Annotated in this window: 8 protein-coding genes; 2 read left to right on the plus strand and 6 right to left on the minus strand. The window is 46.2% G+C overall.

From position 1 onward, the window contains the following. Positions 1-5: 5 nt before the first annotated feature. The 5 genes from AC1DM9_RS15360 to AC1DM9_RS15380 form a co-directional block, all read right to left on the minus strand. Positions 6-4,619: an S-layer homology domain-containing protein gene (locus tag AC1DM9_RS15360; protein WP_477580844.1), complete on the minus strand. Its 4,614-nt coding sequence runs from the start codon at positions 4,617-4,619 to the stop codon at positions 6-8. A gap of 52 nt (positions 4,620-4,671) precedes the next feature. Further along, a complete protein-coding gene (locus tag AC1DM9_RS15365) occupies positions 4,672-5,781 on the minus strand; it encodes a SurA N-terminal domain-containing protein (protein WP_477580846.1) in 1,110 nt (369 codons plus the stop codon). Positions 5,782-5,913: 132 nt separating this feature from the next. Further along, complete coding sequence (locus AC1DM9_RS15370; RefSeq protein WP_441959118.1) at positions 5,914-7,377, minus strand: ABC transporter substrate-binding protein; 1,464 nt, start codon at positions 7,375-7,377, stop codon at positions 5,914-5,916. A gap of 150 nt (positions 7,378-7,527) precedes the next feature. Further along, complete coding sequence (locus AC1DM9_RS15375) at positions 7,528-8,412, minus strand: carbohydrate ABC transporter permease (protein ID WP_441881096.1); 885 nt, start codon at positions 8,410-8,412, stop codon at positions 7,528-7,530. 11 nt (positions 8,413-8,423) lie between these two features. Next, entirely contained in the window at positions 8,424-9,293 is an 870-nt protein-coding gene (locus AC1DM9_RS15380; RefSeq protein WP_477580849.1) for a carbohydrate ABC transporter permease, read from the minus strand. A 377-nt stretch (positions 9,294-9,670) separates the two neighbouring features. On the opposite strand from AC1DM9_RS15380, the gene AC1DM9_RS15385 reads away from it, so the two are divergent. Together AC1DM9_RS15385 and AC1DM9_RS15390 are read left to right on the plus strand one after the other, a co-directional pair. Then, positions 9,671-10,927, plus strand: a complete 1,257-nt coding sequence (locus AC1DM9_RS15385) for a response regulator transcription factor (protein WP_477580851.1) — start codon at positions 9,671-9,673, stop codon at positions 10,925-10,927. Further along, positions 10,908-12,695 carry a sensor histidine kinase gene (locus AC1DM9_RS15390; RefSeq protein WP_477580853.1) on the plus strand — a complete coding sequence of 596 codons (1,788 nt, stop codon included), beginning with the start codon at positions 10,908-10,910 and terminating at the stop codon, positions 12,693-12,695. Before AC1DM9_RS15385 ends, AC1DM9_RS15390 begins: the two co-directional genes overlap by 20 nt. Here the strand turns inward: AC1DM9_RS15390 and AC1DM9_RS15395 are convergent. Further along, entirely contained in the window at positions 12,683-13,750 is a 1,068-nt protein-coding gene (locus tag AC1DM9_RS15395; protein WP_477580855.1) for a cache domain-containing protein, read from the minus strand. The two genes, AC1DM9_RS15390 and AC1DM9_RS15395, sit on opposite strands and share 13 nt — an antisense overlap. Positions 13,751-13,888 lie beyond the last annotated feature (138 nt).

Below are 13,888 nucleotides of genomic sequence, written 5' to 3' on the forward strand. Positions count from 1 at the left end.
CAAACCTATAACCCCATCAACCGGTAAATAACTGCTGCTGCTTCCGCGCGGGTAGACAAGCCTTTTGGTTTGTATGATCCATCCTTGTACCCTTTGATGAATCCCGCCTGCTGCAAAGCAATAATTCCCTCCAAAGCGTAACCGCTTATTTGGCTCTGGTCCTTAAAAATATCCGATTCGCCAGCTGCTTTTGGCAGCTTCACAACCGCCTCTATTGCGCGGAAAGCAATGACAGCCATTTCCTCACGTGTAATGACATCGGATACACCAAACGAGCCGTCTCCTTTTCCGTTTACAATACCCAGCGCCTGAGCTGTGGAAACCGCAGCATAATACCATGCTTCCTTACGGACATCCGTAAAGCTGCTAGACCCTGCAGCAGGTGCCAAATCGAGGGCATTGACGAGAAGCTGAACAAACTCGCCGCGGGTAATGGAACGGTTAGGCTCAAACCTGCTCTCCCCCACACCTTTCACAATTTCACGAGCTGCTAAAGCTTCAATAATCGTCCGCGATGCGGCGTTGACGTCTGTAAAATATACATTCGCAAAGGCTGCAGCGTAACGGCTAGAAAGATTAGTCTCGAAAGTTACCGTCCCCGTAACGGAATCGTATTTTACTTGTTTCACCGCTTCTACACGGCCATCTTCTAGAATTGTATATACAACAACCTGATGAGCCTGCTCTTCTGGCTTCAGCTCGTATTTCATTGTCGCCGTCATTGGCGACTTGGAATCAAACTTGCCAACCGCTGCTCCATCAGCATTAACGATGAAATCGTAAATCGGATGGCCTTTCCATTTTTGCTGTAAGCTTTGCGGAAGCGAGGCATTTCCTTGCTGGATAATTGAGATCTCCACCTGCTTCGAGCCAGCCGGCAGGCGGCTTAGGAGAGCTTCTATTGGAATGGAAAGCGATGCGCCATTTGCGGTGACGATTATGGTTTTCGCTTTAGCGTTCCCATCCTTTAGCGCTGCTGCGGAAATGTGAATGGCAGCACCCTTCTCATCTTTTCCAGACGGTACTACATTAATGACCAATTGCCCGTCTTTCGCCCCTTCGAGTGCTTTGTTAAGCTCCTCGTTGGAGATATTGATTTGAGCAATCCCCTTGTCGATACTAGCACCTTTAGCTGTAATGATGCCCTTGTCAATCGTGTTCAAGCTGCCATTGCTGCCGTCTGTGCTTCCCCCTGGTGTCGGTGGAGTAACCGTTGTTTTAGCCAGCAGCTGGAAGGTACGGAATAGCGCTGGGTCCTTCACTCCGCCAATACCCGAGCCCCACTCGATATATCCTTTGCGTCCTGCACCGTCATTATCGTCGACCAGCATCGAGAAGCTTAATGCTTGATTCACAGCGGCTTGGATCGGATAAAGCTCGCTCCAAGGAAGCTTCAGCTCATAGGAAGTTACCTTTGTTTCTTCATTTCGCGTTACGTTAAGCGTCCCGTTCGTTACTGAACCTGTTGCTTTGCCTTGCATCGTAAGCCAGCGATAAATTTGCGGCCCGTCCGGCGTCTGCGAAATGCCGTATTCATACCAGGACTGGCTCTCGCCGGGAACACCCGGCGCTACGCTGAACTGAATACCATCGTTTTGCCAAATCGAGCTGCCGGAGGCTGCATGGTTAAACACATCGTCTTTTATGCTTGCTGAGAGATAGAAAAAGCCTTCATCCCAGCGCAGCTTGGCTGTACCGCTTAGGTCATCATCACCTTGAAAACCTGTGATCACATTGCTGCCTTTCGCCAAATCAATCGTTATAGGCTGGCGGCTGTCCGTCTCATGCAATATGCGGTTAAAATCAATTTCTCTTGTCATATGAATGTTCTCATATCCGGCAATTTCAACCTTCAAATCAAGCGGATATTTAACCCCTTCAGCCAAGCCTGGCAAAGGAATAACATACGTCGATTGCCCGCTTGGCGCGACGACAGGGACATTCGTATCCTTGCCGCTGATGGTGCCAAGACCCGAACCTTTGCCAACCTCCCAAGCGATCTTTCCAACCGTTAAGCTGTCTTTTTCAGAGCTGTTTACGAACTGAAGACGGAGCGACTTGCTGCCGCTATCATCATCGGTAATACTCGGTATGACCTTCAAGCCTTGGAAATACAATCTCAAATCATCGACAGGCGGCTCCGGCAGCGTCGCCGGATCTAGACCTGCTCCATTATAAGCGCCAATATTCGGAGCTTCCGTGCCCGATACCGAATTCCCCCAATAATCAAGACCGCCATTGTCGGCAATGAGCGTACCCGCACCCAAAGCAGGAGAACCGGCTCTTAGCTTGTAGCCATCAACCGTATTCCAGCCTTTGCTGCCGCCGCCTTGATAAACGAGCATCGGGTTAGCCGTTACTTTATTCGGGTCAGCAGGCTCATTGATCGGATGGTTGCCGTAAAACAAGTTATGGTCAAACACGCCATTCATGCCCGGCACATGATAATCGCCTGTTCCAAGATTATAGATAAGATTGTTTTTGAATGAAAAAGCCGCCTGCAGATCCCCTGCTTCATTCCACTCATGATCCATAATTTTTGTATTCTGACCTGTTCCGATATAAATGCTGTTGTTGTAAATTTGCGTATTAGGCGAAACTCCGCCCGCAAAATTAAACGTATGAGTCAGGTCGTTTTGGCTGATGTTGTATCTAACCACATTGTTTGAAGAGCCGACCAGCACGCCTGGAGTTAAGCGCGCATCCACAAAGAGAATAAAGCCGCCTTTATTATCGTGGCTGTAGTTGTATTGAACGACGCTGTTGTTCGTATCAATATCTAAATTGAAGCCTTGACCGTCGCCTTCCGGCTTATTCGTATTAAAGGATTCGTTAAACTGTACCACATTGTTTTTGCCTCGAGTCGGCCAAATTGCAGCTGAACCGTTAAACTCACCAACCTCAGAGTAATTGCCGCCGCCTTCTGCCACATTATGTTCAATTAACGCACCATCTACGCCGAAAGTAAGAATGCCGTCGCTATCGGCTTGCTTCACATAGTTTTGACGGATTTTCACACCAGTTGAAGCAAAATCCTGCCCATTCCAGCGTTGATCCCATACGACAATGCCCGTTCGTCCAATGCGCTCCACTGTATTACCTTGAATGAGCACTTGATCGAACTTATCCGTTGCGGTGGTGCCGCCTACATATACGGAAATGCCCCCAAAGGCATGTGGCCCGCCCTCTGCTCCTGATTCAGTCGGATATCTGAAGCTGCTTGATACGCCATGCACATAGTTATCCAAAATCTGAATGTTTGTCAGCGTACCCGCGTTTGCATTTTCAACAAGAATGCCCTCTCGGTACGTCGTTCCGCGTTCAGCGGCGTAGTTGGTTACCTCCAAATTTTGAATAACGACGTTCGAAGAATTGCGAAGATATACTGCGCCCCCGGCCATGCCGCCGCCGTTAATGATTGGCTTGCTGCCGCTGCCGTAAGACGTTATCGTTATCGGCGCTTCCGCTGTCCCGCTGCCCTTTGGATACAGCCGCTCGTTCCATACGCTGCCTTTTTTGAGCAAAATGCGATCACCCGCTGCAAAAGTCGTGTTATTGACATTCGCAAAGGATTTCCATGCCGTGCTTTGCGATTTGCCGTCATTGCTGTCGCTGCCAGCTGCGGCATCTACGAAATAATCGCCATCGCCTCCTGTGCCGCCGTTTCCAGGCACCACATTCGCAAGCGTTACAGAGCCCAGCTGCATGAGCCAATTCGCCAGATCGCCAGATAATTCTACTTTCAAATAATTAATGTCTGCGGGCAGCGGATCAGCCGGCGTATATGTAGCCCCTGACCAAGCCCCGTCCCCGGTCGATTCAGGCGTATCATGCACAGCAGCAAGCTCTGTCCACACCGCGCCATCCGGCGAGCCATAAAACGTAATAACACCCGTTGAACCTGCGAAGGAGTGAAGTCTTGCTGCAAAATGTTTAATGCCATGCAGATGATAAACGACTGACTCATCCGATACGGCCGTTCTCACAATTCTAGAAGCATCCCCGCCAAAAAAAGCCGGATTCGTGTTGTCTATTGACCAATTAGCCGTAAACGAAGCAAGCTTGGAAATGTCATCAAGCTTGTCGTCAATCGTCTGAGGTGCCGTTGACAGATTGGAAACCGTAATCGATCCAAGCTGCATGAGCCAAGTATCGATATCTCCGCTCAGTTCAATTTTCAAATAATCGATTCCGCTTGGCAGTGCTCCCGAGGAACTGTATTCCGTTCCATACCAGCCGGAGCCTGTTCCTACAGGATCTGAATATTGAGAAGGAATTTCTGTCCAAGCAGAACCGTCCGCTGAGCCATAGAACGTAACGACCGCAGTTGATCCGGAGAAATAATAAGCTTGCAAGGCAAAGGACTGAATGCCATCCAGCTTATATACTGCATACTGCGTCGTCGTTGACGTTCTAACCGCTCTAGTCTCATCGCCTCCAAAAAAATGCGGATTCGAATTGTCAAATGTCCAGTTTGGCGAACTCGCAAACATCTTGGAGTTATCCGTTAACGCATCTTCAATCGATACTGCATCATGCGCAGATACGCTCGCAGCTGGCAATGCCAGCATGCTGAGCAGCGTGAGGACCAGCATCGCATTCATCCACTTCTTCAACATTTTTCATGGCTCCTTCTTAAAAAATAATAGAAATTCATTTATTAGTGAAAAGCTATAATTTCGTTAGGCCTAACCAGCTTCGTGCAAGGTGTGCTGCTCGCTCGCTATCCCATTCAACCGTCGCAAGACTTGTTTCCTGCTGAGTGATCTCGCGAAATTGTTCAGACAACAACTCGCTTGCGATCGCGTCTTTCACTTTCTCATAGGATTGGAGAATTGGCTCTCCTTTAGAAATGCAATACAGTAAATGCAGCTCCCCGTTCTCTTCGAAAAAATCGCTCGGCTGATTTACTTGGATTCGCTCTGCTTGCTGCACCGCTATTGGACTCTCTAGAGCTGCGGTACGACGAGTTGCACTCGTTAAGCTTGCATCCATCACCTCTATCCCAAGCTGCTTGGCAGAATCGATGAAGCTTGCTTGGTCTACGGCTGCTTTTTTCAACTGTTCCATAACGCGGAGAGCCTCGTTCTTATTAATCAAAGCGGCTCCATCTCCATATGGAAGCACCGCCCATTTAAGCTTTACATGCCCCGGGAGCGAATACTTCGTCTGCTTATCCGTTTCATATGCCTGTTTTACTTTGTCATCTGGAACAGAGAGCTTGCCGCTTTTTTGCATTGCTTCAAGTGTCGCGCTTTCCAAATTGCTCATGTAATAGCTGTAATAAGCTTCGATTTCGAAGGAAGTGGGTCCATATACGATTTCACCGTCTGCTGCAGCCTTGCTGCGCCTGCTATTCTCAGCTTCCATCCCGCTAAGAAACGATTCGTAGCTGCCATCCACAGCAATCCCACTCTTCTTCGCCAGCTGCTGCAAAGCTATCGTTTTCGTCAGCTCCGCTTTAGCTTCCTCAATTAACCTCTGCAAAGGCATTTCGCCGGAGTAGGAAGTCGTCCAGAACTGATCTGTATATTCAGCTCCATAGGTTTGCTTGAAATAATCAGCTACGAGCGCTTTTTTCAACCCTAAATACATTCCGAATTGTTCTGCTGAAGCTGCATGGCCGTTAACGATTAAGGGCTCGGAAGCAATGCTCGATCGTTTTTGCGAAGCGCCGACCAAGAAGAAAACTGCTGTAAGCGTTATCAATAAAAACAAAATGAAAACCTGCTTTTGTTTTGCACGCAGCCCCTTTATCGCCATATCCTTCTGCTTCCCCACGACATCCATTCTCCTTCCACACCACCTGTTGTCCTTTGCCATTCGCAGAGGCTCCGCCGCTGCCCTATTGATTGTAAATCCCCAAGGCTGACTGCCCTTGGGGATTTAGAGTTCACCGAAACCTTCCGATGCTTATTGCACTTTATCGAGATAGTCCTTTTGGAAATCGGCAGCTGCTTTCTCAAGCAGTGCTTTCGGATCTGCATTCTTGTTCGTTAATACAGCTTGGATAGCCACATCAAGCGTTTTGTAAAGCTCTTGCGCATTGACTGGCACCTCAGGGCGAAGACCAGCCGAACCATTCGTCATGTAATCATTGAACATATCCATATTTACATTGGTGTATTTATCAAGAATAGCTTGCTCTGCTTTAATACGATCCTCGTTCACCCATACGCGAAGTCCGTGCGGACCCACGATTAAACCTTGCTCGTTAGCTGTTTTGGATTGCGTTTCAAGTCCAAGCAGCGATTCTTCACTCGTTTGCGGCGAGAAGCCTTTTACATCCAGCCATTTGAAGGCTGAGTCCAATTGCTCAGGCGTCGCATCCGGCGCAAACATGTATAGTCCGCCGCCTAGAAGCGTCGCATTTCCTTTTGGTCCTGTCGGTAGTGCCGACATAGCCAGGTTATCTTTTGGCATTTTCATATTTTGAACGATCGCATTACCCCAATCGGATATGCCAAAGCTCATCGCCACTTGCTCTGTTCCGAACATTTGGAATAAATCAGTACCTACATCGACTAGATTGTTTGCAGGAAGCACGTCATATTTCCATTTCAAATCCTTTACGTACTGAAGCGCTTCAGCAGCCTCTGGGGAATTAAATACAGCTTTCCATTTGCCATCTACCTGCTGTTCAAAATCAGCGCCATATGCCCATGCGATATTCATGAACATCCAGCCGCCTTGATTGTTTTTGGTTGGGAAGAAAAAGCCGGACTTTCCTGTTTTCTCTTTGATCGTTTTAGCGGTTTGCGCAAGCTCCTCATAGGTTTTCGGGAAATTTGGCACCCCTTTGTCATCTACAAGACCTGCTTGCTTGAACAGGTTTACGTTGTACATAAGGCCCATCACGTATCCGTCTTTTGGAATGCCGTAATATTTGCCGTCTTTTTGCACCAGCTTGAGCAAATCTGGGTTAAGCGCTTTGTCGAACTCATTTTTAGTCATAATATCCGTAATATCAGCGGCATAATTAGCCTTGATAATTTTGTCTGCTTCAGTAAAAAAGGTTTCATACACGGTAGGAAGCTCACCGCTTGCCGCTTTCGGAAGGAACGAGCTTACATCATAGCCCCATTCATCCTTATCCACTGTAATAAGCGGATATTTTTCTTTCATTTTGGCCACATAATCGGTGTAAATTTTGACCTGAGCTTCCTCATTCGGCTTCGGCCAGTTGCTGACCTTGATCGTTGTAGGCTTCGCTTCGGAAGGCGCTTCCGTTGCTGGATTATTTTCGCCGCTATTGCTGCTTGCCGTCGGCTCCACAGCATTATTGCCGCTATTTTTGCCGCAGCCTGCGATAACGAGAACAAACACGCACAACATAATAAATGTAAGCTGCCAAGTGTTTCTTTTTTTCAAATTCATTTGTAATCCCCCAGCCTTCTATTTGGAATGATGACATTACGAGCTTTTGAAGCGCTTTCTTATTTTGCCGGCAACTAAATGCTATCACACTCATTATCGCATTCAGTAGGGCACAAATCTGCGAAACAGTTTAATATTCTGCGCGCTTCCTTAACCTTTGATGCTTCCGGCAATCGAATAGCCCTGCATAATATAGCGCTGGAAGACTAGAAATAGTAGAACCGGCGGAACGATGGCAAACGTTAAGCCAAGGAACTGGATATCTGCAGGCAGCGTAGCTTTTAAGTTAAAAATAGCAACGATGACCGTCCACTGCGACTGGTCTTTCAGAATCATATACGGCCAGAAAAAGTCATTCCATACGCCGTTGATCGTTAAGATCGAGATCGTGATAAGCACGGGTCCACTCAAAGGCAAAATAATCCGCAGAAAAATGCTTAGCTTGGAAGCTCCGTCAATATGGGCTGATTCGACCAAGGAAGCTGGAATCGTGTCGAAAAAGTTTTTGAAAATAAGAATGACAACGGGATTGACCGCCGCCAAAAACCATAAAGGCCAATACGTATTCGTAAAGTTAATATGGAACAGTGGAAAATCGACAATATTGCCGAACAAAGGAACAATTCCGACTGTACTCGGCAGCAGCACTGTCCAAAGAATGAGCAAAAAGAAAAAGGCGCTTCCTTTTGGCTTCAGCTTAGAGAAGAAGTAACCTGCCAATCCATTAAACAATACCGTAAATACAAGCGTTCCGATCGTCACATAGGACGTATTCACATAATAACGCATAAACTTGAACTCATTCCATGTGTCCCAAAGCTTCTCGATGTGAAAAGACCGCGGAATAATGGTAGGCGGAATTTCGTAAAACTCCTTCACATCCTTGAAGCTGGACAAAATAACCCAGACAGGAGGCAGAAGGCATACGAGTGAAATGATCGTCATGATCGCAAAAAATAGCCAATACATAATTTTAACCTTAGGTATTTTGTATTCCAGATCCCCAATAATTCCTGATGATTTAGCCGTTTTCATTTACTCACTCCTTACTCCTTGTCCCATTTTTTCTGCAATTTGAAATAGTAGACGGTCATAACCATCAAAATCATAAAGGTAATGACGCCGAGTGCCACCGAATGACCCGCCTCGAAATATCGGAAGGCATAGAAGTAGCTTTGCAGCTGCAGAGTCATCGACGAATTATTAGGGCCGCCCTCTGTCAAAACGAGAGGCTCATTAAAAATTTGGAAAACGCCGCTAATTTGTAAGATCAGCGTTAAGCCGATTAAAGGTGAAATCTGTGGAAGCGTAATGTTCCAAAATTTTCGCCATATGCCTGCGCCATCAATTGAAGCCGCCTCATACAGCTCACTATTCACACCCTGTAAACTGGCGAGAAATAGAAGCGTTGTTGCCCCGAAGCTTCTCCATGTGATCGTGAGCACGATCGTAATAATCGTCAAGCTTGGGTCCTGCAGCCACCCCTGCGGATGAATGCCGACCATGCCTATTATTTTATTGACCAAACCGTTCTCACTCGGCTCAAAGAGGAACATCCACAGCATGGATGCTGCAATTCCCGGAATCATGCTTGGGAAAAAAGCCGAAAAACGGAAAAAAGAGCTCCAATGCCGCATTTCATTAATCATGACAGCAACGACGATCGGAATGACAAATCCAATAACAAGAGACCAAAAAACGTACATAAACGTATTGATCAAGGTTTGCTGGAATACCGAATTGGTGATGACATCGATATAATTTTGCAGCCCGATAAATGACTCTGCTTTAAATCCCTTTGTCTTAAAAAAGGATAACCAAATGCCTGACAATAACGGCTGCCATGAAAAGAAAAAGAAAAAAAGCAGCGTGGGAATAATTAAAAGCCACGAGGACCATTCCTTCATCCAATACATAAAAAAAGTCGATTTTTTCTGCTTAGGAGTATACGTGGGTGTACCGGCGTTTACGCTCATGTTGGCTTCCTTTCCTAAATGATGTATTTAATTAAAATGATAACGCTTCCTTGCGAAGAGCGACATCCTTCAACCCTGCGAAATGGTTTGACATGGTGTGAAATATAAGCGCCGATTGCTGCTAACGTTGTTCTCCCTTCTTCATGGCAATCGCTGCTTTAGCTCATGGTAGCACAGTAAAAAGATTTGCCAGTAGGTTGTTATCCTGCGAAAGGGTGGATTATTCTGTCGGAACCTTCCATGGCACTGACGAAATAAGGACGATATATTATAATAAAATGGATCGATAACAATGGGTTATGGGGGAGTCGGACACCATGTTGAAAGCGCTTATCGTCGACGACGAATATTTAGTTCGCACAGGAATCCGCGAGACCATCGATTGGGCCGAATATGGGGTAGAGATTATTGGAGATGCAAGCAATGGCGTGGAAGGGCTGGAGCTCGCACTGCTTCATCAGCCCGATGTCATTGTGACTGATGTGCGTATGCCTTATATGAACGGGCTGGAGTTTTTGGAGAAAATAAAAGAGCATAATCTGCATTGCGGCGTTATTGTGCTCAGTGGATACGATGAGTTTCAATATGCCCAGGAGGCGCTTCGCCATGGCGCAGCCAGTTATCTGCTTAAGCCGGTAAATATCGATGAGCTGGCAGAAACGGTCCAGCAAATTGGGCGGCAAACGATTGAAAAACGAGCAAATCGCATGCAATTTCAAAAATATAAAAAAGAAGAGAGCGCCATCTCCTCGCAATTTTGGCTTGATTTATTTTACGGGCGACTCTCTGACACCACGTTGATTCAGGAGAAATATAATTGGCTGAGTATCGCGATTGCGCCTGAGGATAAGCTGATTGCTGCTGTCATCTCTATCATTCCAGACACCGTTACAGCGATAGATTTTGTTGATCAATCCAAATGGTCGGCAATTGAACAGCAAATTCGCCAGATCTTAAACAACCATTCAGTGAGCACTATAGCTGTTTTGCAAAGTGCACCGACAGAATGGACAGTCATCGCGGCTTCGAGCCTGCCAATCACCGATTTTGCTTCCACCATGTACACTTTTGGTTACGCTGTCATTAAAGAAATAAAAGACTCCGCCGGCTTCCAATTGACGGTAGGCTTCACTGAAGCAGCTGACCGCTATGCGGGCATACACACTGCGTTTGTGAAAGCGCGTGAGGCGGCACGCAAATCCATCTCTGGATTAGGCGGCGTTTTATTTGAATCAGAAAATGAACGTTCAGGCTCAAGACGCGAGGTTCGGGACGCGCTCGCCTATATTAGACTTCATTATGCAGATAACATTACAGCCGACATGGTTGCCGAGAAGGTTCATGTCAGCCCAACTCATCTGATGCATTTGTTTAGGAAGGATCTGAACAAAACGTTTTATGAGTGCCTGACGGAATATCGCATCGATGAGGCTAAGCGTTTGCTGCGCTACTCCTCCTACCGCGTTTATGAGGTCGGTCTGCATGTTGGCTTCGGCGATTCCAAATATTTCAGCCAAATTTTCCGCAAAATGACCGGGATGTCTCCTAGCGAATATGCCAAATATCAACAATAAGCAGGATCGCAGCGACAAGTCGTCCTCTATTTTGCGTAAAATGAACATTAGAACCCGAATCGTCTTTGTCATCATCGCCGGATTGACGCTGCATCTCACTTTGATGCTGGGTGTGTTCAACATTTACGCGCATACGTATCTCAAAAACAATTTGTACAATCACATTGGCAATATTCAAAAAGAGATTGGACTCAGCTTAGAGCTGATCGTCGATGATATCCAAATGCTTTCGCTCCGTTTCCTCGTCAATACGGACATTTACCGCCTAATCGGCGACTTGTCCATTGCAGAGGATGAGAAAAAAACGCGTATTCGTTCGCTGATGGAAGGCATCGTCGCCAAGAACGAGCTGATCGGCGACGTGGTGATCATTACAAATGAAGGCACCCGTTACCGATATGTCGCTGATACAGAAATTTTTGAAGATCCGGACGATCTGCTGCTTTCCAAAATCGAGGAGTCTATTTTGCCTGTTATCGGTAAGGTGAAGCATAACGCTAAAGGTAACGCCTATATCGTTTTCGGACAAAAATATCGCAATTTCAATACAGGTCAAAACATCGGAACGATTCTCGTCTATGTGAAGGAATCTTCGCTGTTTAATCTTTATAAGCCAGCGTTTGAGGGGCTAGGCTATTCCTATATTGCCTCGGTCACTAATGAAGTGATTTCACATCCGGATAAACGGGTGGTCGGCAATACTCTTCTGGAATCGGATTCGTTCCATCCCGGCGAAACGGCAGGTTATCGAAACGTATCATCGGGGCATGAAAATTATGTTTTGAGCACGTATCCGCTGAGCGACCGCCTGAACCGATTCGGCGTCAGCTGGAAGCTTGTTTCCGTTGTATCGCGGCCACAATTGTTTGCAGCGATTACGGAAGGAAACCGCAACGCGCTGTTTTTCGCTTTGCTCGTTTTTGTTGGTCTCTTAGCTCTATCTTTTTATTTGGCGTCCAAAATTACCGAGCCTGTCTTCAATTTAACAAAGAAGCTGGGTGCGATAGGAAAGTCCGGGCTGCAGCTCATGAATGATCGAAACAAACCGAGCGATGAAATCAGTGAGCTCGAAAACAGCTATTACACGATGATCGACCGAATTAACAACCTCATTCACGAAAACAATGAGGAAAAGGAAAAGCAGCGAATGATGGAGCTAACCGCTTTGCAATCGCAAATCAATCCGCATTTTTTGTACAATACGCTCGATGCGATCACTTGGACGGCCAGGCTGAAAAAACAACCTGAAATCGAGAGAATGATTTCTGCGTTAGCAACCTTCTTCCGAATCAGCCTGCATAAAGGGGACAAGCATATTCCCGTTGAGGAAGAGATTCGGCTGGTAAAAAGCTTTGTAACCGTTGAGCTGATGCGTTTTCCAGACAAATATGATGTCACCTACGATATCCCAGAGCCGCTTCGGAAAATTCGCATCTTGAAGCTTATTCTTCAGCCATTAGTGGAGAACGCCATTAAACATGGCATGAGTGAGAAACAAGGAAAAGGATTGGTCGAGGTTAAGAGCTGGCGAGACGAGACCTATCTGTATTTTGAAATTAAGGACGACGGGGTAGGGTTTAAAAGCAAATCCAACATTCAAAGCACCGATAAAAATGTGTTGTTTCAAAGCGGTTACGGCCTGAGAAACGTTGACGAGAGGATTAAGCTCGAATACGGCAAGGAATCGGGACTCACGATAACGAGCGAACCCGGAAAAGGAACGACTGCCCTTATTCGGATTCGCCTCAGCCTAGATCAAATCTCATGATGTCTGCGCATTTTTTTGTACAAATCCTTTAATGGATCTAGAATGCTGCGAGACAGCCGCTTAATCAGTATAAAAAATAGGGCCAAAATAAAAGCGCCAACTCCGATCAGCGTATTTCTTAGTAGTCGGAGTTCGCTTTTGATTGGCTCGCCTGAGATTAGAATTGCGATTCGATCATCGGAATGATACAAGCGATATAACAAAACAATGCCTTCTTCCGTCTGATTGATCGTCATTTCCTCATTCGCTTCTTTTTGTGTATCCTCCTGCAGCGTTTCCCAAATCACATCGTTAGGCTCTTCCTGCAAGCCATTTGCATTCAAAATCGCATGATCATGCGTAATAATATAGGTAGGATGACGGCCATACAATTCAGGATCGTCGGCATGATAGAAGCTGCTCATCTTTTTCAAATCCACATTCATGAGAAGCAGGCCCGTTATCTTCTCGTTTGTATCGATGATTTTGGCCACATAAACCAGCTTTCTGCGTGGATCTGTGTTCTTGTACACGAGCGAGCTCGAAGCTTGTACAATCCATTCGGACGTTAAATCTGAGCTTAAAAACTTCGTATATTCGGGAAGCTTCTGAGTCTCCTGGAACGAGCGTATCGCTGATACGTTGCTTGATGCGTACACGCTGCCGCTATTCCCGTACATCACCATATCTAAAATATAGAGGTTGGATGAAATCATGCCGTCCAATATCGGCGGAATGGTATTGTCATATTCGCTGCTTGTGAGGGAAGCATGAACGGCTGTATTGTTTGTCACCAAACTAGCCATTTCCTCCATCCATTTCATAAACAGCTGGGCGTTTTTGTGCTGTTGGCCTGTATATTGAAGGGAAAGCTGACGCTGCATTTCCGAGCTTTTGTTCTCCATGGTCCGAAATACGAGCATGCAGGACAAGATTACATATAAAACAATGACCGATAGCAAAATAATTTTCATTTTCTTATCAAGCGATCTGAACACCGTATCCCCTCGTTCCCCAGTTGTCCTCATTTCTATTTTAACGCAAGCTATAATGAAGCGCTTTCTTTTATTGCCCATCGATAGTACCATACAAGCTGCTTATAAAAAAGCCGTTAAAGCTGCGAAATGGTTTGCAATCGCAGGATGAATGGATAAACGAAAAAAACTCCCGATTATATCAGGAGTTCATTCGTAGAATGTGGGCAGACCGCTATA

The sequence above is a fragment of the Paenibacillus sp. 01T431 genome (assembly GCF_056398625.1).